Genomic DNA, 19624 nt, shown 5'->3' with positions numbered 1-19624 from the left:
GCTCGCGCCCTCGCGACCGGAGGTCCCATGGCGCAAGTCTCGATCCGCGACGACATCCTCTCGCTCACGCCCGAGGGCCCGCGGCTGATCGGCAGTCGCTGCAAGTCGTGCGACAACCACGTGTTCCCGTTCACGAAGGGTTGCGCGCGCTGCACTGGCACCGACATGGAGCGCGTCGTGCTGGGCACGCGCGGGAAGCTGTGGGCGTGGACGATTCAGGGCTTTCCACCCAAGGCGCCTCCGTATCTGGGAGAGGACGACCCGACGAAGTTCAGGCCCTACGGCGTGGGCTACGTCGAGCTGCCGGGCCAAGTGAAGGTCGAAGCGCGGCTCACGGAAGCGGATCCGCGGAAGCTGCAAACGGGGCTCCCGATGGAGCTCGTCACGGTGCCGCTCCGCAAGGACAAGGACGGCAACGAGATCGTCACTTACGCCTTCGCGCCAGTTTCTTAGGGGCCGCGGCGCGCAGCCGAAGCACCCCTAACAAGGAGAACAGATGACGGACGTCGCAATCGTCGGAGTCGGCATTCACCCCTTCGGCCGGCACGAGGGCGTGTCGGGCATGGAGCAGGGCGCGCACGCGGTGCGCAGCGCCTGCAAGGACGCGGGCATCGAGTGGAAGGACGTGCAGTTCGCGTTCGGCGGCAGCGCCGCGGCGGGCGCAGCGGACACGATGGTTTCGCAGCTCGGGCTCACGGGCCTGCAGTTCATCAACGTCGCGAACGGCTGCGCGACGGGCGGCTCGGCGCTGTTCAGCGCGTACAACACGATCCGCTCGGGCGCCTTCGATCTCGGCATCGCGATCGGCTTCGACAAGCACGAGCGCGGTGCGTTCCGGGTCGAGAGCGGCGGCAAGGGCGTCGATTGGTACGGCGGCAGCGGCCTGGCCCTGACGACCCAGTTCTTCGGCATGAAGATCAACCGCTACATGGAGCAGTACGGCGTCTCGCAGAACGCCCTCGCGAAAGTGGCCGCGAAGGCGTTCCGCAACGGCGCGCTGAACGAGAACGCGTGGCGCAGGAAGCCCCTCAGCGAGGAGGAGATTCTGGCCTCGCCGATGCTCTCGTACCCGCTCACGCAGTTCATGTTCTGCAACCCCGGCGAAGGCGGCGTGGCGCTGCTGCTCGCGCGCGGCGATCAGGCGCACAAGCACACGAAGAAGCCCGTGTTCCTGAAGGCCGCGGTCGTGCGCTCGCGCCGCTTCGGCAGCTTCGAGGTGCTCGCGCCTTCGCTCGCGCTCGACTGGAGCGCGGGGCCGACGGTGGACGCCTCGAAGGCCGCGTTCGAGATCGCCGGCATCGGACCCAAGGACGTGAACGTGGCGCAGCTGCAGGACACCGAGACCGGCGCCGAGATCATGCACATGGCGGAGAACGGCTTCTGCGAGCACGGCGAGCAGGAGCACATGCTGGCGAAGGGCGAGACCGAGATCGGCGGGCGCTTGCCCGTGAACACCGATGGCGGCTGCCTCGCGAACGGCGAGCCGATCGGCGCCTCGGGCCTGCGCCAGGTCTACGACATCGTGGTGCAGCTGCGCGGCGACGCTGGCAAGCGCCAGGTACCTAACAATCCGCGCGTGGGATACACGCACGTCTACGGAGCGCCCGGCATCAGCGGGGTGAACATCCTCACGCGCTGAGCCGCGCTGCTCCGAACGAGCGAGATGCACATGACGCCCGACGAGATCCGCACGCTGCGCGAGCTGATGGAGTACGAGGCGGCGCGCAAGGCGCCGCCCGAGGGATTCCCCGTGCTGCCGGACCTGCCGGCGGGGCGGTACACGGATCCGCGCTTCTTCGCGCTCGAGCAGGAGCACATCTGGCGCAAGTCGTGGCTGTTTGCGGCCCACGTCGACGAGCTGCCGGAGCCCGGTTGCTTCCGCCTCTGGGAGAACGCGGGGCAGCCGGTGCTGCTCGTGCACGGGGAAGACGGAGAGATTCGCGCCTTCTACAACACGTGCTCTCACCGCGGCGCGCCGATCGTCACCGAGCAAAGCGGCAAGCGGCCCGGCAAGCACCCGCGCCTCGTCTGCCGCTACCACGCCTGGACGTACAGCACGAAGGGCGAGCTGCTCGCGGTGAAGAACCCTGAGGATTTCCGCGGGCTCGATCTGTCGTGCCGCGGCCTGAAGCCGGTTCGCTGCGAGCGATTCGGGAATCTCGTATGGGTGAACTTCGACGAGTGCGCTCCGACGCTGCGCGAGTGGCTCGGTCCCATCGCCGACGAGTGGAGCGAGTTCCAGTTCGACCAGTGCCGCCTCGCCGCGCGCCATGCATGGGTGCTCGACTGCAACTGGAAGATCGCGATGGAGGCGAACACCGAGGTCTACCACGTCAGCAGCATCCACCCGACCACCGTCGCGCCGATCCTCGACGACCGGCGCAACGTCAACACGCTCTACCCGGGCGGACACGGCCGCATGATCGCGCCGCGGCCGCAGGGCGAGGAGAAGTCCTACTTCCAGCGCAGCACGCGCATCCCGTATCGCGAGATCGAGACGGTCGGCGAAATCGCGCGCACGTGCACGCACTCGTACAACGTGTTCCCGAATTGGGTTTCGCCGCTGAGTCAGTACGTGCTGCCGCCGCTGCTGTTCTGGCCGATCGGCATGAACAAGTGCTTGTTCGAAACGTTCACGTTCGCGCCGGAGTGGGGCGACCTCCCGAAGCCCGATCAGTGGACGGAGAACGGCGGCGAGCGGCTTGCCCAGGTGCTGCGCGAAGACACCGAGTTCGGCGTGTGGATCCAGAAGTCGGTCGAGTCGAACGGCTTCCGCGGCGTGCCGCTGAGTTATCAGGAAGCGCGCATCTATCACTGGAACCAGGCAGTCGACCAGCTGATCGGGGTCGAGAACATTCCGCCCGAGCTGCGCGTCGCGCAGGTGATCGGGCCCGAGTGGATGTGGCCGAACGATCCGCGCGTGGCGGAGATGCGGCGCGGGTAGGAGCAGGCATGCGCAACCTGGCGATCCTCACGCTGCTGGTCGCGCTCGCGTCGCCCACGACTGCCGAGCCCAAGATCGAGTGCGAGATGAAGTTCACGCTGCGCGGCTGGTCGTTCGGCTTCCGCAGTGCGAACGGCGCGGGCACCGTCACGTGCTCGAACGGCGAGACGTTCCCGGTGAAGCTCCGCATCCGCGGCGCCGGGTTCACGGTGGGCAAGTCCGTGATCGAGGACGGTAGGGGCACGTTCTCGAGCGTTGCGCGCGTCGACGAGATTCTCGGCGGATACGCAGCCGCCGAGGCCGCGGCAGGCGTAGTCAAGTCCGCGGGCGGGCAGGTGCTGACCAAGGGCGAGGTGTCGCTCGCGCTCGGCGGCACTGGGCGCGGCTGGGATCTCGGCGTCTCGATCGGGCGGCTGCAGATCACGCGCGAGTGAGCGACCGGATCGCGCAGCACTCCGTTGCGGAGTGAGGCTCGTCACTGGCCGAGTGCGTGAGTGCCGTGACTCTCGCGAGAGTCGGGAGCCAGCCAATGCGAGCGCGAGGTGCCGGATGGTTCGGGCTGACGGGCGCTGCGGCATTGATCGTCGCCTGCGGCGGCGGAAGTGACGGCGGAGGAGCCCCGGGTCCTCCTCCCCCGCCAGCGACCGTTCGCTTCGTGCCGGCATTCGGCGGCGAGCTGTTCGCGTCGCCGGTGAAGCTCGTGCAGCACCCGAGCGACGCGGACCGCTGGTACGTCGTCGAGCAGCGCGGCCGCGTGTTCACATTGCGCGCATCGAACCCGGCCGGGACGCGCGCGCTCGCGGTCGACGTGGAGGCGCTTTTCGACCTCTCGACGGGCGGCGAAGAGGGCTTGTTAGGGATGGCGTTCAGCCCGAGCTTCGCGGCGAATGGCGAGGTGTTCTTCGCCTACACCGACCAGCGCGCGGGCGGCGGGAGCGACTCGGTCGTCGCGCGCTTCGCGAGCGCAGACGGCGGGCTCACGTTCGCGCCAGTTGCGGGCAACACAGGCGTGCTCCGCTTCGACTCGGAGCAGAGCAACCACAACGCGGGCGATCTCGCGTTCGGCCCGGACGGTTTCCTCTACGTCGCTACGGGAGACGGCGGGGGCGCGGGCGACCCCGACCCCGAGGACGGGCAGAACCTCTCCACGCTGCTCGGGAAGGTCCTGCGCATCGACGTGTCCACCGCGCCGTACGCGATCCCGCTCGACAACCCGTTCGCGGGGACCGCCAATCGGGGCGAGATCTGGGCGTACGGGCTGCGCAACCCATGGCGGATGAGCTTCGACCTGCAGACCGGCGAGCTGTGGCTCGGCGACGTCGGGCAGGACGCGCGCGAGGAGATCGATCGCATCGTGAAGGGCGGCAACTACGGGTGGGACTGCCGCGAGGGCGACGTGTCGTTCGACCCGGACCCGAACTGCATGCCGCCATTCGTAGAGCCGGAGGTCGCGCATCCGCGCAGCGAAGCGCGCTCGATCACGGGCGGATACGTCTACCGCGGCAGCGCGCTCCCGTCGCTGGCGAACAGCTACGTGTACGGAGACTTCGCGACGGGGCGCGTGTTCGTCTATCGCTTTCAGGCGAACCCGACGCGCGTCGACGAGCTCGCGGCGCCGTCGGGCCTCAGCCCCTCGAGCTTCGGCCAAGGCCGTGACGGCGAGATCTACGTGCTCGACTACGGCGGCACGCCATCGATCTATCAGCTCGCTCCATGACGCACTGATGCGAGCCACCTTGCGGCCCTCGCGTGGAAGTTGAACCGTCCGGCGATGCCGCTGATCCAGACGCAGATCGACCCGCGCAGCGAGGACTTCCGCGCCAACGATGCAGCGATGCGCGCGCTCGTGGCGGATCTGCGCGCACAGGTGGAGCGCGTCGCGGCGGGCGGGCCGGCAGACGCAGTCGCGAAGCACGCGAAGGCGGGCAAGCTGAGCGCGCGCGAGCGGCTCGACTTGTTACTCGATGCGGGCGCGCCGTTCCTCGAGCTCTCGCAGCTCGCGGCGCACGGCATGTACGGGGGAGATGCGCCGGGGGCCTCGATCATCACGGGCGTCGGCCGCATCGCGGGCCGCGCGTGCGTGGTCGTGGTGAACGATCCCACCGTGAAGGGCGGCACGTACTTCCCGATGACGGTGAAGAAGCACCTGCGCGCACAGGAGATCGCGCGCGAGAACCGGCTGCCGTGCGTCTACCTCGTCGAGAGCGGCGGAGCGTTTCTGCCAGCGCAGGACGAGGTGTTTCCCGATCGCGAGCACTTCGGCCGCATCTTCTTCAACCAGGCCACGCTCTCGGCGGCGGGCGTCGCGCAGATCGCCGTCGTGCACGGCTCCTCCACGGCGGGCGGCGCCTACGTGCCCGCGATGGCCGACGAGAACGTGATCGTGAAAGGCCAGGGCCGCGTCTTTCTCGGAGGCCCGCCGCTCGTGAAGGCGGCGACCGGCGAAGAGATCGACGCGGAGTCGCTCGGCGGCGCCGACGTGCACTGCCGCGAGTCGGGCGTCACCGACCACTACGCCGAGAACGATGCGCACGCGCTCGGCATCGCGCGGCAGATCGTGGCGCGCCTGCGCGCGGCGCCGGACTGCGCACCGCCGCGCGCGCCGCGCGATCCGCACTACGACGCGCGGGAGCTGTACGGCGTCGTGCCCGCGAGCCTGCGGAAACCCTTCGACATTCGCGAAGTGATCGCGCGCATCGTCGACGAATCGATCCTCGACGAGTTCAAGGCGCTCTACGGCTCGACCCTCATCACCGGCTGGGCGCACGTCTGCGGCTACCCCGTCGGCATTCTCGCCAACAACGGGATCCTGTTCAGCGAGAGCGCCAAGAAGGGCGCGCACTTCATCGAGCTGTGCGCGCGCGAGGGCACGCCGCTCGTGTTCCTGCAGAACATCACCGGCTTCATGGTGGGCCGCCGCGCGGAAGAGGGCGGCATCGCGAGCGACGGCGCGAAGATGGTGATGGCCGTGGCCTGCGCGAACGTGCCGAAGTTCACGATCACGCTCGGCGGCAGCTACGGCGCCGGCAACTACGCGATGTGCGGCCGCGCCTACTCGCCGCGCTTCCTGTTCCAGTGGCCGAACGCGCGCACCTCCGTCATGGGCGGCGAGCAGGCCGCGAGCGTGCTCGCGACGATCCGCCGCGACGCGCTGGCCGCGCAAGGAAAAGCCTGGAGCACCGAGGACGAGGAGAAGTTCAAAGCGCCGCTGCGCGATCAGTACGAGACGCAGGGCCATCCGTACTACGCGAGCGCACGTTTGTGGGACGATGGCGTGATCGATCCGCTGGAGACGAGGCGGGTCCTAGGGCTGGCGCTGGCGACCGCGCGCAATGCGCCTGCGCAGGAAACTCGCTTCGGCGTGTTTCGGATGTGAGTGCGATGCAGCGGAGACGTTCACACTTCGTTTCTTCCTTGTGCTTCGCTCGCCTCCGCGGACTACGGCTCGCTGCGCGCCGCGTTACGCATCGAGCACCCGCCTGCATGGGCGCTCGCGGCTTGCGGCACGCACCCAGCCCGCGTTTCGTCGCCAAGGTCCTGTCGCCACTTTGCGACGTCGCTTCGCTTCCAGGCGCGCAAGTTCGAGGCCGCCCGTGATTCAGAAGCTCCTCATCGCCAATCGCGCAGAGATCGCGTGCCGCATCGCCCGCACGGCGAAGCGCCTCGGCGTGCGGGTCGTTGCCGTGTACTCGGAGGCGGATGCGAACGCGGCGCACGTGCGCGCGGCGGACGAGGCGTACCTGTTAGGGCCGCCGCCGCCCGCGCAGAGCTATCTCGACGTCGCGAAGATCGTGGCGATCGCGCAGCGCGCGGGCTGCGACGCGATTCACCCCGGTTACGGCTTTCTCTCGGAGAACGCGGAGTTCGCGGCCGCGGTGGAGAAGGCGGGCCTCGCGTTCGTGGGGCCGCCGGCCAGCGCGATCGCGGCGATGGGCTCGAAGGCGGCGGCGAAGGCGCGCATGGCGAGAGCCGGCGTGCCCGTGCTGCCCGGGTATCACGGCGACGATCAATCGCTGGAGCGCCTCGCGAGCGAAGCGGAGGAGATGGGTTTCCCGCTGATCGTGAAACCGAGCGGCGGTGGCGGCGGGAAGGGCATGCAGATCGTGCGCGCAGCGAGCGAGCTGCGCGCCGCGCTCGAGAGCGCGCAGCGCATGGCGGCGCGCTCGTTCGGCGACGCGCACTTGTTGTTGGAGCGCTACCTGCCGGCGCCGCGGCACGTCGAGGTGCAGGTGTTCGCGGACGCGCATGGCCGCGTGGTCCATCTCCACGACCGCGACTGCTCCGTGCAGCGCCGCCACCAGAAGCTGCTGGAGGAGGCGCAGGCGCCCGGCATTCCCGCGGACGTGCGGGCGCGGCTGCACGCGGCGGCGTGCACCGTGGCGAGTGAGATCGGCTATCGCGGCGCCGGCACGGTCGAGTTCCTGTACGCGGAGCGCGAGTTCTTCTTCATGGAGATGAACACGCGGCTCCAAGTGGAGCACCCCGTGACCGAGCTCGTCACGGGCCTCGATCTCGTGGAGTGGCAGCTGCGCGTCGCGGCTGGCGAGCCGCTGCCGCTCGCGCAGCGTGAGATTCACGTGCGCGGCCACGCGATCGAGGCGCGCGTGTGCGCCGAGGATCCCGCGAAGGGCTTCGTGCCGAGCGCGGGTGCGCTGCGCCTCGCGCAGTGGCCCGCGAACGAGGCGGGCATTCGCGTGGACGCGGGCTTCGAGAGCGGCGACGTCGTGCCCACGCACTACGACTCGTTGTTGGGGAAGGTCGTTGGCTCTGGCGCGACGCGCGCCGAGGCGCTCGCGCAGCTCGGCCGCGGCCTTGCGGGCGTGCGCATCGCAGGCATCGCGACGAACGCCGCGTGGCTCGCGCGCGCGGTCGCGCACGCCGCGTTTCGCGCGGGCGAGGTGACGACCGCGTTCGTTGCCGATCACGGCGCCGCGCTTGCGGACGGCCCGAGCGCAGCGGAGCAGGCCGCCTTCGCGGGCGCCGCGCTGCTCGCTTCGCACGCGCCGCGCAGCGAGCGCGCCTCGCCCTGGGATGCGGCGGATGGCTTCCGCGTGAACCTGCCCGCGCGCGTGAGCTTCCACCTGAAGCGCGGCAAGGACGCGTTCGCCGTGAGCGCGATGCCGCTCTCGCCGCGCGAGATCGCCGCGAGCTGCGCGGATGCGCGCGTCGACGTTGCCGTGTCGGCGCGCGACGGCGAGCTGCTGCGGCTCTCTCCGTTCGATGCGCGCGATGCCGTCGACGCGCTCGTCTCGCATGGGCGCATCACGGTGTGGCGCGGCGCCGAGAGCGCGACGTTCGTGGTGGACGATCCGCGCGAGGTGAGCACGGCCGGCCAGCACGCCGCGGGCTCGCTCGCGACGCCGCTGCCGGGCGTCGTGATTCGCGTCGCGGTGAAGCCGGGCGATCGCGTGAAGGCGGGCGACACGCTCGTGGTGGTCGAGGCGATGAAGATGGAGCACGCGATCCGCGCGCCCCACGACGGCGTGGTGAAGACCGTGAAGTATCAGGCCGGTGAACGCGTGCCCGAGGGCGCGACCCTAATCGAGCTCGAAGCAGACAAGACCGCCGCCTGACCCAAGACCCGTCACGAAATCTTCTCGGGCGTGGGGCGCGCCGGTCTCGAGCCACCGGCCGTTCTCGTGATCGACGACGGCTGGGGCTTCGCGATGAACCCGCCGCTGCCGTAGCTACAGTGCCAAGCCTCTCGCGGAGGCTCGACGTGCAGCTCGAACGCAACGACTACGACGTGGTGATCGCCGGCGGCGGCGTGGGCGGCATGGCGCTCGCCGCGCGGCTCTCGGAGCGCGGCTACCGCTGCGTGCTCGTGGAGAAGAAGCCGCCGCCGGAGTTCCGCCTGGGCGAGTCGCTCGATTGGGAAGCGCCCGTCTACTTGAAGCGCCTCGGGCTCCCCGTCGACCAGTGGGTGCCGCAAGGCAAGGCCACCTCGAAGGCGGGCGCGGTGTGCACCTCGTCGGCGCAGCCGGGCGTCGAGGCCGAGCTCGGCTTTCATCCCATCTTCAAGGCCCTGATGACGCTCGTGGGACGCGGCGCGCCCACGCTCCACGCGAACCGCGAGCTGATCGACATCGACTTGATGGAGAACGCGCGGAAGGCGGGCGCTGAGATCATTCTCGGCAAAGTCAGCGCAGTGGCGGCCGAGGGCGAGCGCGTCGCCGGCGTGAGGCTCGAGGACGGGCGCGTGCTGCGCGGCAAGTTCTACGTCGATGCGACCGGCGCCGCCGCGATGTTCCGCAAGAAGTTCGGCATCGGCTTCGACCCGATCGGCCCGCGCAAAGTGGTGGTGCGGGCGCGCTTCAATCACCGCTACGACGGCATGGGCACGCGCATCCGAACGGACGACACGCTCGGCACCGCGGCGTGGATGTGGGACATCAACGTCTCCGACGACGTGACCGACATCGGCATCGTCGTCGCCGAGAGCGACTTCGTGAAGCTGCGGCGCCACTACAAGACGCTGCAGGAAGTGCTGCTGCACCAGGTGCGCAAACACGACGATCTCGCGTGGCTCGTTCCCTTGATCACTCCCGAGACGCCGATGTGGACGTGCGTCTTCCAGTGCGGCACGGGGCAGGGCTCGAGCGGCCCGAACTGGATCGCGGTCGGCGAAGCCTTCGTCGTCGTCGACGGCATTCTGTCGAGCGGCTTCACCACCGCGCTGCGAACCGGCTTCCTCGCCACCGACATTCTCGAACGCAGCCTCAAGGCGAACGCGTCCGAGCTCGATCCGAAGTGGCGCCGCATCTTCCAAGGCAAAGTCAGCGCCCACATCCACACGATCGACTCGCTGATCGACGTGCTGTGGTACGGCCACAAGCTGCGCGATCACTACCCGCTCTTCATCAACGTCGTCTCGATCCTCTTCTTCAACTTCAACCTCAACCACTTCCACACCCGTTACTGCCCGCGCACCATCCCCGAGCTCTACGCCCTGCGCGGCTTCCACAAGCTGATCGACGCCTTCGTCCGCACCTACGCCCGCGCCCTGATCGGCCTCGCCAACCTCACGGGCAAACGCAACAAGCACTTCAAACCCGACCGCTACCAACAACTCGCCCAGCAAACTCCGGCCTAACAAGCAACAAGCAACGCACGACCCCGCGCGAGTCCTCGACGCGCGTCCGACTCCGAAAGCGAAATTCTGGCGGCTCGATGCCGCCAGAATTTCGCTCTCCTCCCAAGCCCTGAACTCGGGGGACCCAGCCTGTCCGCCTGCGGCGGAGTGGCGGCCCGCGGCGAGGACGGACAGATGGCGGCCGCAGCCGCGGGCCGCCAGGAGCCGCAGGCGGGCGCGCCACACCGGCGCGCGCCTCCCAAACACCAGCGACCTAGCGAGATGAAGGCTCGACTCGAATCGACAGCCGCATCGTCGCCGCAGGCACCCACAGGAAGAACAGCCGCACTTCCCCAACGAGTGCACCAGAAGGGTCGAGCCGTGCCTCGCTCTCGCAACTCATCCGGAATCGCACGCCCCGGTAGACGAGCCAGCTCCGAAAGCGCTCGAAGCGGAACCCAGCGCTCGTCAGCGTGACGTTCGCGCCGAGCGGGATGTCGTCGGCGGTTGCGCGCACGCGATCCGGAGCGACGAGCTCCATGAACATGCGCCGCTCGAAGCTCCAGCCGCTGCCCATCTCGAAGCGCTCGCGCACGATCCAGATCGCGCCGCTCAGCCACTCGCCCGTACCCGTGATCGCGACCGCCTCACGTTTCAGCACCAGCCGCGCGAGCCCGTGCGGGATCAGCTCGCCCGCGCCGCGCCAAGTCCCCGAGAAGAGCGCTCGCGGGTCCACCAGCATCTCGTCAGGCCGCGACGCTCTCGCCAGTCACCGACACGGGCCGCGCCTCGCCGCGCGTGAGCCGGCGGATCAGCGGCGTCGCGATGAACGTGCTCACGATCGCCATCACCACGAGCTTCGTGAACATCGACGGCGGCAGCACGCCGAGATCGAGCCCGATGTTCAGGGCGACCAACTCCATCAGCGCGCGCGTGTTCATGCACGTCGCGATCGCGAGCGAATCCCGCGCCCCGAGCCCCATCGCGCGCGCGCCCACGAACACGCCGCCGAGCTTGCCGAGGAACGCGATGCCGATGACCCCCGCGCACAGGAGCCACTCGTGCGCGTTCCCGAGCGAGCCCACGTCGGTGCGCAGGCCGGTGTACGTGAAGAACATCGGGAGCAGCAGCACGTTCACGAGCGGCGACAGGCGGCGCTTCCACTCCGCCACGAAGCGGCGGTCGTCGTGCAGCGCCACGCCGACCACGAAGCCGCCGATGATCGCGAACACGTGCAGTGAGCTCGTGATCGCCGCGGAGATGAACAGAGCGACGAGGATGACCGTGATCAGGTTCGGCCCGAGCCCGCCATGCTTGGCGAGGCTCCCCGCGATGAAGCGTTTCAGCAGCGGGCGCGCCAAGAACATCACCGCCGCGACGTACGCGACGAGGCCGGCGAGACGCAGCCCGATCCAGCTCGCGTCGAACTGCCCGACGACCAGCAGCGAGATCACGCCGAGCAGCAGCCAGCCGCACACGTCATCCACGGCCGCTGCGCTGATCGTGAGCGCGGCGAGGCGCGTGTGGCTGAGGCCGAGCTCCATGAAGATGCGGCCGAGGATCGGGATCGCGGTGATCGACATCGCGACGGCGAAGAACAGCCGGAAGCCGAACGGGTCGGGCTTCGCGATCTCGGGCATCCGCGCGTAGAAGAAGTCGGCCGTCGCGTAGCCGAGCGCGAACGGCACGGCGATTCCAACCACGGAGATCGTGACGACCTGTCTGCGCTGGGTGCGCAGCACGTCACCGAACTCGAACTCGAGCCCGATCTGGAACATCAGCAGCACGAGGCCGAGCTGCGAGAGGCCGGTGAAGACGGGCGCAGTGAGCGGAGGGAAGAGCCACGCCAGGGCGTCCGGCGCGATGTCGCCGAGCAGGCTCGGCCCGAGCAGGAGGCCGGCGAGGATTTCGCCCGACACGTCGGTTTGCCCGAGTCGGCGTGCGCCCATCGCGACCAAGCGCGTCGCCACGAGAATCACGATCAGTTGCAGGAGGAGGTGCAGCACGAGCTGTTCAGCCGATGCGCCCACCGGGCTCGGATTCATGCGCGGCGATTCCAATGAAGAGCGCGCAGGGTATCGGCTATTTGGCTCGAAGCATTGAAGTTGGCGTGCGCGAGGCCGATGAAGAGCGAATGGCGGACGACCGAGGCGACCATACGCGCACTTTCGTGGTGGAAGCTCGCTCGAGCGACCCCGCGCCTTGTCTCGTGATGATCCGGGGCCCCCAGCTCGGCCGGCGAATCGCGCTGTGCGAGGGATCGCAAACGCTCGGGCGCAGCTCGCAATGCGACATCGTCGTGGCCACGGACGGCGTCTCGCGCCAGCACTGCACGCTGCACGTCGAGCGCGGCACGGTGCGCGTGCGCGACTGCGGGTCGAAGAATGGGACTTGGGTGCACGGGGAGCGTGTCTCGCATGGCGTCACGTCGGCGCTCGCGAACGGCGCGGTGCTGCACACCGGAGACGCCAGCTTCAAGCTGCTCACCCACGGCGACGCGGAGGCCGAGTACCACGAGGCCGTTTACCGCATGCTCACGGAGGACGCGCTCACGCAGGTGAAGAACCGGCGCTTCCTGATGGACGTGCTCGAGCGCGAGGTGGCTCGCGAGAACCGTGGCGAGGGCGGGCTCGCCCTGCTGCTCGTCGACGTGGACGAGTTCAAACACATCAACGACGAGGCCGGCCACGTGTTCGGCGACTACGTGCTGCGCGAGGTCGCAGCGCTGATCGCGCGCTCGACGCGTCGCACCGACTGCCTCGCGCGCTTCGGCGGGGACGAGTTCGCCGTGGTGCTCACCGACAGCACGAAACCAGGTGCGGAGATCTTCGCGGAGCGGCTGCGCGGCCAGGTCTAGCACATGCGCTTCGAGCTCGACGGCAAGACGGTCCCGGTGACGCTCTCGATCGGGGTGGCGTTCTGGTCGCCCGATATCGGGACGCCACCCGCGTTCCTCAATGCCGCCGACATCGCGCTCTACGCGGCGAAGGCGGCGGGACGCAATCGCGTCGCTTCCTGAGCACTCTTCGCGTACACCTCCAGCTGCGCGCTGGAGAACTCCTGTGGCTCGCCCCGATCACTACGTCCCCGCTCTCGGCTTCGACGCGCTCACCCGTTTCTACGATCCGCTCATCGCCCTCTCGTTGCGCGAGCGCAAGCTCAAGACGCGGCTGATCGAGCAGGCGCGCATCGCCGCGGGCCACGACGTGCTCGATGTCGGCTGCGGCACCGGCACGCTCGCGCTGCTCGCGAAGCAGCTCGTGCCGGGCGCGCGCGTCACGGGGCTCGACGGCGACCCGGCGGTGCTCGCGATCGCGCGGCGGAAGCTCGCGCGGGCGGGTGTCGACGTGACGCTCGTGCACGGCCTCGCGAACGATTCGCCGGTGTTCGAGCCGGCCAGCTTCGATCGCGTCCTCACGAGCCTGATGCTCCATCACCTCACGCACGACCAGCGGCGCAGCGCACTCGCAGCGATGCGGCGCTGCCTTCGCCCCGGCGGCGAGCTGCACGTGCTCGACTTCTGGCCCCAGGACGCGCTCCCGATGAAAGCGATCTCGCGCGTGGTCGGCTGGTTCGACGGCGCGGACCGCCTCGCCGACAACTGGGGCGGGCGCTGACCGGAGCTGATGCGCGAGGCGGGCTTCGCGGACGCGGAGGAACGCGGACGCGCGCTCACCCCGTTCGGGAGCGTCTCGTTCTACGCGGCGACTGCGCGGGGCTGAGGCCGGCTAGGCGCGCCGGCGACATCCCAAGAGCGCGAGTCCCGCGGCGCCGAGCAGGCCCGCGAGCACGGGCTCGGGCACCGCCGTGAAGGCGCGGATCTCCCCACCAGGGAAGGCGGTGGTGTGGATGTTGAAGTAGGCCTTGCCCGCGTCCATGCCGGCCTTGAGGGCCGCTTCAGCGCCGGCAGGGGTGCCGCCGCTGTTGGCGAGGAACGTCGCGCCATAGGTCGCAGGGTTCGTAAGGTCGAAGGTGATCGAGAACGTCCCTGATTGGACCCCTCCCGGGAAGGCGGAGCCCGGATCGCCCGCAATTCCCGCGGTTCCGGTGCCGGCGGCTGCCGTGCAGCAGTGCAGGTGGGCCACGCTCGTGTTGGCCGAGAGGCCACTCCACGTCACGTTGATCGCGAGCGTGCGCGCGACGTCGTCGTAGACGGCCGTGCCGCTGCCCGTTCCGGTGGCACCCATCGCTTCGGGGCCGAACGTCAGGTTGTACGTGACCGTCGCGGCTCCGGCGGATGAAGTGAGGCCGAGCGTCGCGAGCAGGGCGAGTGCGAGGTGGCGCATGGGCGGAGCCCTCCACGAAGGGAGTGGGGGCTCGGGGGCGGAAGTGGCACGCGCAAGGGCTCGCATTTGGGACGCAGCGCCCCGCCCAAGGCTCCGTCAGGGCGCGACTTCGCGTAGCTCCGTGATCGTGTAGGCGCCGCCATCGTACACGAGGTGAAACTCGACAGTCTCGCCCACTTCGACGCCCGCGAGCTGCGCCGGCTGCGCCACGGCGAAGTCCATGGTCATGGCCTGCATCAGCCCGGGGATGTCCCCGTGCTCGAGCGTGACCCTCGCTCCATCCGGGGCGATCGCGCGCACGACGCCCGTGCCGTCGCCTTCGTTCGCTGCGCCGCCCACGCACGCTGCGAGCAGCGCGCCCGCGAGGGCGAGCGCGAGTGTCGTGATGCGCATGTCGGTTCCTCCGCGCGCGAGCCTAATCGATCGCGCGCCGCTTCCACGCCGCGAACAGCGCGGGATAGACGAGCAGCTCGAGCGCGAACGAGCTCGCGAGACCGCCCACCATCGGCGCAGCGACGCGCTTCATCACGTCCGCGCCGACGCCGTCGCTCCAGAGCAACGGCAACAGGCCCGCGGTCATCGCCGCGACGGTCATCAGCTTCGGCCGCAGGCGCCGCGCGGCCCCTTCGACGATCGCTTCCTCGAGGTCGTGCTCGCTGCGCATCTCGCCGCGCGCGCTGCGCTCGGCATGCGCGAGGGTGAGATAGAGCAGCATCACGACGCCGGTCTGCGCATCGAGGCCGAGCAGCGCGATCACGCCGACCCAGACCGCCGTCGAGAGGTGGTAGTCGAGCGCCCATAACAACCACACGGCGCCGATCAGCGAGAACGGCACCGCGAGCAGAACGATTCCGGTCTCGACGACCGAGCCCGTGTTCCAAAAGAGCAGCAGCGCGACGAGGAACAGCGTGAACGGCACGACGAGCAGCAGCCGGTCGCGCGTCGTTTCCCACGCTTGGTACTTGCCCGCCCACTCGATGCGCACGCCGGGCGGCAGCTGCACGCCGGCAATCGCCCGCTGTGCGGTCTCGACATAGTCGACGACCGCCTGCCCCGCGACGCCGAGCGTGATCGTGCCGAGCAGCTCGCCGCCCTCGCTGCGCACGAACGCCGAGCCGCGCGCGAAGCGCACGTCGGCAAGCTCGCCGAGCGGAATCTGCGCGCCGCGCGGAGTCGCCACGAGCACGCGCGCGAGGGCCGCGGGGTCTTCGCGGAAGTCGCGCGCATAGCGCACCGAGACCGCGTAGCGCGCGCGGCCATCGAGCACTTGGCCCGCGGGCATGCCGCCGATCGCGAGCTCCGCGGCCTCGTTCGCGGCGGCGATGCTGAGCCCGTGGCGCGCGAGCGCCTCGCGCTTCCACGCGAGATCGAGGTAGAGGCCGCCGGTGAGGCGCTCCGCGACGGCGCTGCGGGTGCCGGGCACTGCGGCGAGTGCGCGCTCGATGGCGACGCTCGCGCGCTCGATCGCCTCCGCATCGGGTCCGAACACCTTGAGCCCTACCTCGCTGCGCAGGCCGGTCGCGAGCATCTCCGTGCGCGTCTGGATCGGCTGCCAGAACAGGTTCGGCATGCCCGGGTAGCGGAGCTTCTCCTCCATCTCGCGCATCAGCTGCGTCGTCGTCATGCCCTCGCGCCACTGCGCCCGGGGCTTCAGCTGAACGACCGTCTCGAACATCTCGAGCGGCGCGGGATCGGTCGCCGTCTCAGCGCGACCGGCCTTGCCGAACACGCTCGCGACTTCCGGGAACGCCTTCAGCTCGCGGTCCATCTGCTGAAGCACGCGCGCGGCGTCGGTCGCAGACATGCCGGGCGTGCCGGTGGGCATGTAGAGCAGGGTGCCCTCGTCGAGCGGCGGCATGAACTCGCGGCCGAGCGCGAGGAATGCGGGCAGCGTCGCGAGCATGAGCAGCAGCGCACCCACGATCACCGTGGCGCGCCGGCGCACGACGAAGCGCACCACGCGCGCATACGCGCCCGCGGGGCGCTGCTGCGCGGGCAGCTCCTCCTCGTGCGGGATGCGCCCGCGGATCGCGAGCACCGCCAGCGCGGGCGCGAGCGTCACCGAGAGGATCGCCGCGCACGCCATCGCGTAGGTCTTCGTGAACGCGAGCGGCTTGAACAAGCGCCCGGCTTCGCCCTCGAGCGCGAAGATCGGCAGGAACGACACGGTGATCACGAGCAGCGCGAAGAACAGGCTCGGGCCGACTTCCTGGAGCGCGCGAGTGATTACGGTCGCGCGCGGCTCGACCTCGCCCGTACGCTCCCACGCGCTGAGCCGGCGGTGCACGTTCTCCACGCCGATGATCGCTGCGTCGACCATCGCGCCGATCGCGACGGCGATGCCGCCGAGCGACATCAAGTTCGCGGTGATGCCTTGCGCGAGCATGGGCACGAAGGCGAGCGCGACGCCGATCGGGATCGTGACGATCGGGACGAGCGCGCTGCGCGCATGCCAGAGGAAGACGAAGATGACGAGCGAGACGATCGCCATCTCCTCGAGCAGCGTGCGCCGCAGCGTCGCCACCGCGCCTTCGATCAGCTCCGAGCGGTCGTAGGTCGGCACGACCTCGACGCCCGCGGGCAAGCTCGTGCGCAGCGCGGCGAGTCGCTCCTTCACGCGCTGAATCACCGCGCGCGCGTTCTCGCCGCTGCGCATCACGACGATGCCGCCCGCCACCTCGCCCATGCCGTCGAGCTCCGCGATGCCGCGGCGCGCCGCAGGCGTCCACACCACGCGCGCCACGTCGGCGACGCGCACCGGGATGCCGCGCTCGCCCGCGCGAATCGCGAGCTGCCCGAAATCTTCAGGAGTGCGCGCGTAACCCCGCGTCCGCACGAGGATTTCATGCCCCGCGGCCTCGATGCTGCCGGCGCCCGCATCGGCGCTGCCCGCGCGCACCGCGGCGAGCACCTCTTCGGCCATCACCCCGAACGCGCGCAGCCGCGCAGGATCGAGCTGAACCTCGATCTGCTTCGCCACGCCGCCGAGCGAGGCGACCTCGGCCACGCCCGGCACGCTCGCGAGCGCGTAGCGCACGCGGAAGTCCTGCAGCGCGCGCAACTCGGCGAGATCTCGGCTGCCGCTGCGGTCGATCAGCGCGTAGGAGTAGACCCAGCCCACGCCGGTCGCGTCCGGCCCCAACAACGGGCGCACGCCTTCGGGCAGTGCCGCGCCGATGCCCGAAAGCCGCTCGAGCACGCGCGTGCGCGCCCAGTAGAGATCGGTGCCGTCCTCGAAGATGACGTACACGAACGACGCGCCGAAGAAGCTCTGCCCGCGCACCGCGCGCGCGCGCGGAACCGAGAGGAGCGCGCTCGAGATCGGGTACGTGAGCTGATCCTCGACGAGGTCGGGGCTGCGGCCCGGCCAGTCCGTCGTGACGATCACCTGCACGTCCGAGAGGTCCGGAATCGCGTCGAGCGGCGTGCGCGCCACGCTGACGACGCCGATCAGCGCAGCGACTGCCGCGAGCACGATCGTCACTGCGGGCTGCCGCGCACACGCGCCGATCAGGCGCGCGATGAGACCGTCGTTCGGCGCGCTCACCACGTCTCCAGCGCCGCGCGCAGCCGGCTCTCGGACGCGACGAGGTAGGTGCCCTCGCTCACGACTTCCTCGCCGCTTGCGAGGCCGCTGCGAATCTCGATCGCGTCGGCAGTCTCGAAGCCGAGTGTCACCGCGCGCGGCTCGAAGCGTCCGCCACCCTTCGCGACGAACACGAAGCTGCGCTCGCCCGCGCGCAGCACCGCGCTGCTCGGCACCGCGAGGCCGTCGCTCGCCGCGACGTCGATCTCGACGCTCGCCCAGGCGTCGGGCCGCAGCGGTGCGGGCGCAGCGAGCGCGATGCGCGCGGCGCCGGTGCGCGACTCCGCCGTGAGCTGCGGGAGCACGCGCGCGACCCGCCCCGCGCGTGGCTCGGCGCTGGTGTCGCCGGCGAGCGCGATGCGAACACGCGTGCCTTCGCGCACGAGCGCGAGATCGCTCTCCGGAATCGCGGCCTCGAGCCAGACGCGCTCGCTCGGCGCGATGCGGTAAAGGCGCTCGCCCGCGCTCACGGCGCCGCCGGCCACGACGTTCTTCTCGAGCACGAAGCCGCTCGCCGGCGCGCGGATGGGCAGGGCCTGCAGCGGCTCCGTGCGCTGCGCGATCGCTTCGACGTCCGCGCGCGCGATCCCAAGCTGTGCGAGGCGCCGCTCGGCCGCGCGCACGAGCGCGTCCGAGCGCTCGGCGCGCACCGCGCCCTCGGCCCGCGCGCGGCTCGCGAGCGCCTGCTGGTACTCGCGCTGCGCGGCGTAGAGGTCGGGGCTGTAGAGCGTGAGCAGCGTCTCGCCGCGCGCGACCGGCTCGCCCACTGCCGTGACCGCGACGCTCTCCGCCCACCCCGAGACCTTGGGCGACACGTCCGCGAGCGCGCTCTCGTCGAACGTGACGCGCGCCGTGGCGCGCAGCGTGCGCGCGAGCGGCTTCACTTCGGCGCGAACCGTGCGCACACCGATCTGCTGGAGACGCTCCGCGGGGAACGAGAACGCACCGGGCGATTCGCCGGACGCAAGAGTCGTGGGGGACGCGGCAGCGCTCGCGCCCGCGGCTGCGAGGCGGAGGCCGGGGCTGCCGACCGTGAGGGAGCCCTCCGCCTGCAGCGTCTCGCCGCCGGGCGCGTGTGCGGTGATCTCCACCTGCCAGGTCCCGCCCATCTCGAGGCCGAAGTCGGCGCGGTAGCGCCCCTCGCCGAGATCGCTCACTCGCTCGGGGCCGCCCATCTCCGGCATCGCGCCCATCGCGTGCATGCGCACGTCCGCCTCGACGTGCGCGCCGCTCACCGGCGCACCGCTCGCATCGCGCAGCGTGACTTCGAGCTGGTTCTCGCCCACGCGCAGCGCCGCAGGGGTGACGCGCGCCTCGAGCGCGAGCGCGCCGCTGCGCACTCGCGCGGGCTCGGAAGCCTCCGGTGCGCAGGCGCAAAGCGCGGCCGCGCAGGCGAGAGTGATTAGGGTCCTGCTCATTGCACGTCCTCCGCGCCGCTCTTCCCGAGCGCGCGATTCAGCTCTGCCGCGCTGCGGCTCAGCGCGACGAGCGCTTCCGCGGCTTCGAGCTCTGCCTCGTACCACGCGCGCTCGGCTTCGATCGCGTCGCCGAACTCGCCGCGGCCCGCGGCCAGCGCCGCGCTCGCGGCGTCGAACTGATCGCGCGCCGCGGGGAGGATCTGCTCGCGCACGATCGTGAGGCCGTGCTCCGCCTCGGCGAGGCGCTCGCGCGCGATCGCGACCGCGAGCGAGGCCTCGCTGTGCGCGCGCGCGAGCTCGAGCTCCGCCGCTTCGCGC

18 protein-coding genes are annotated in these 19624 nt (G+C 70.3%); 11 read left to right on the top strand and 7 right to left on the bottom strand.

Features of this window, described 5'->3' with window-relative positions:
• Nucleotides 1-27 precede the first annotated feature (27 nt).
• The 8 genes from FJ091_04615 to FJ091_04580 all read left to right on the top strand — a co-directional run bounded on the left by FJ091_04615 (nt 28) and on the right by FJ091_04580 (nt 10037).
• A complete protein-coding gene (locus FJ091_04615; protein MBM4382633.1) occupies nt 28-453 on the top strand; it encodes an OB-fold domain-containing protein in 426 nt (141 codons plus the stop codon).
• Nucleotides 454-496: 43 nt separating this feature from the next.
• Nucleotides 497-1639 (top strand): thiolase family protein, encoded by a 1143-nt coding sequence (locus tag FJ091_04610; GenBank protein ID MBM4382632.1) that lies wholly within the window; start codon nt 497-499, stop codon nt 1637-1639.
• A gap of 30 nt (nt 1640-1669) precedes the next feature.
• Nucleotides 1670-2944, top strand: coding sequence for an aromatic ring-hydroxylating dioxygenase subunit alpha (locus tag FJ091_04605; protein ID MBM4382631.1), 1275 nt, complete (start codon nt 1670-1672; stop codon nt 2942-2944).
• Nucleotides 2945-2952: 8 nt separating this feature from the next.
• Entirely contained in the window at nt 2953-3378 is a 426-nt protein-coding gene (locus FJ091_04600) for a hypothetical protein (protein MBM4382630.1), read from the top strand.
• A 221-nt stretch (nt 3379-3599) separates the two neighbouring features.
• On the top strand, nt 3600-4661 hold the full coding sequence (locus tag FJ091_04595) for a PQQ-dependent sugar dehydrogenase (protein ID MBM4382629.1): 1062 nt from the start codon (nt 3600-3602) through the stop codon (nt 4659-4661).
• 54 nt (nt 4662-4715) lie between these two features.
• Nucleotides 4716-6320 (top strand): methylcrotonoyl-CoA carboxylase, encoded by a 1605-nt coding sequence (locus tag FJ091_04590; protein ID MBM4382628.1) that lies wholly within the window; start codon nt 4716-4718, stop codon nt 6318-6320.
• Nucleotides 6277-8517, top strand: a complete 2241-nt coding sequence (locus tag FJ091_04585; GenBank protein ID MBM4382627.1) for a biotin/lipoyl-binding protein — start codon at nt 6277-6279, stop codon at nt 8515-8517. The genes FJ091_04590 and FJ091_04585 overlap by 44 nt, the downstream gene beginning before the upstream one ends.
• Before the next feature lie 146 nt (nt 8518-8663).
• On the top strand, nt 8664-10037 hold the full coding sequence (locus tag FJ091_04580; protein MBM4382626.1) for a tryptophan 7-halogenase: 1374 nt from the start codon (nt 8664-8666) through the stop codon (nt 10035-10037).
• A 253-nt stretch (nt 10038-10290) separates the two neighbouring features.
• On the opposite strand, the gene FJ091_04575 is transcribed toward FJ091_04580, so the two are convergent.
• Together FJ091_04575 and FJ091_04570 are read right to left on the bottom strand one after the other, a co-directional pair.
• Complete coding sequence (locus FJ091_04575; GenBank protein MBM4382625.1) at nt 10291-10752, bottom strand: hypothetical protein; 462 nt, start codon at nt 10750-10752, stop codon at nt 10291-10293.
• Nucleotides 10753-10762: 10 nt separating this feature from the next.
• Nucleotides 10763-12061: a cation:proton antiporter gene (locus FJ091_04570; protein MBM4382624.1), complete on the bottom strand. Its 1299-nt coding sequence runs from the start codon at nt 12059-12061 to the stop codon at nt 10763-10765.
• Between the two features lie 167 nt (nt 12062-12228).
• Between FJ091_04570 and FJ091_04565 the strand changes: the two genes are divergently transcribed.
• Genes FJ091_04565 through FJ091_04555 form a run of 3 tightly spaced genes read left to right on the top strand, consistent with a single transcriptional unit; the run spans nt 12229 to nt 13633 of the window.
• Nucleotides 12229-12873 carry a diguanylate cyclase gene (locus FJ091_04565; protein ID MBM4382623.1) on the top strand — a complete coding sequence of 215 codons (645 nt, stop codon included), beginning with the start codon at nt 12229-12231 and terminating at the stop codon, nt 12871-12873.
• A 3-nt stretch (nt 12874-12876) separates the two neighbouring features.
• On the top strand, nt 12877-13035 hold the full coding sequence (locus tag FJ091_04560) for a diguanylate cyclase (protein ID MBM4382622.1): 159 nt from the start codon (nt 12877-12879) through the stop codon (nt 13033-13035).
• A 43-nt stretch (nt 13036-13078) separates the two neighbouring features.
• Complete coding sequence (locus FJ091_04555) at nt 13079-13633, top strand: methyltransferase domain-containing protein (GenBank protein ID MBM4382621.1); 555 nt, start codon at nt 13079-13081, stop codon at nt 13631-13633.
• Nucleotides 13634-13744: 111 nt separating this feature from the next.
• Here the strand turns inward: FJ091_04555 and FJ091_04550 are convergent, their stop codons facing one another.
• From FJ091_04550 to FJ091_04530, 5 genes are all read right to left on the bottom strand, one after another.
• Nucleotides 13745-14302 carry a CHRD domain-containing protein gene (locus FJ091_04550; GenBank protein ID MBM4382620.1) on the bottom strand — a complete coding sequence of 186 codons (558 nt, stop codon included), beginning with the start codon at nt 14300-14302 and terminating at the stop codon, nt 13745-13747.
• Nucleotides 14303-14398: 96 nt separating this feature from the next.
• A complete protein-coding gene (locus FJ091_04545) occupies nt 14399-14695 on the bottom strand; it encodes a copper-binding protein (GenBank protein MBM4382619.1) in 297 nt (98 codons plus the stop codon).
• A 22-nt stretch (nt 14696-14717) separates the two neighbouring features.
• Nucleotides 14718-17852: an efflux RND transporter permease subunit gene (locus FJ091_04540; GenBank protein MBM4382618.1), complete on the bottom strand. Its 3135-nt coding sequence runs from the start codon at nt 17850-17852 to the stop codon at nt 14718-14720.
• On the bottom strand, nt 17846-19306 hold the full coding sequence (locus FJ091_04535) for an efflux RND transporter periplasmic adaptor subunit (protein ID MBM4382617.1): 1461 nt from the start codon (nt 19304-19306) through the stop codon (nt 17846-17848). Before FJ091_04535 ends, FJ091_04540 begins: the two co-directional genes overlap by 7 nt.
• Nucleotides 19303-19624, bottom strand: a 322-nt coding sequence (locus tag FJ091_04530; GenBank protein MBM4382616.1) for a TolC family protein, incomplete at its 5' end; no start/stop codon positions are given. The genes FJ091_04535 and FJ091_04530, both read right to left, overlap by 4 nt.

This window comes from Deltaproteobacteria bacterium, assembly GCA_016875395.1.
Taxonomy (GTDB): domain Bacteria; phylum Myxococcota_A; class UBA9160; order UBA9160; family UBA6930; genus VGRF01.
The sequence above is the reverse complement of the archived record's forward strand: the minus strand, read 5'-3'. Positions and strand labels throughout refer to the sequence as shown.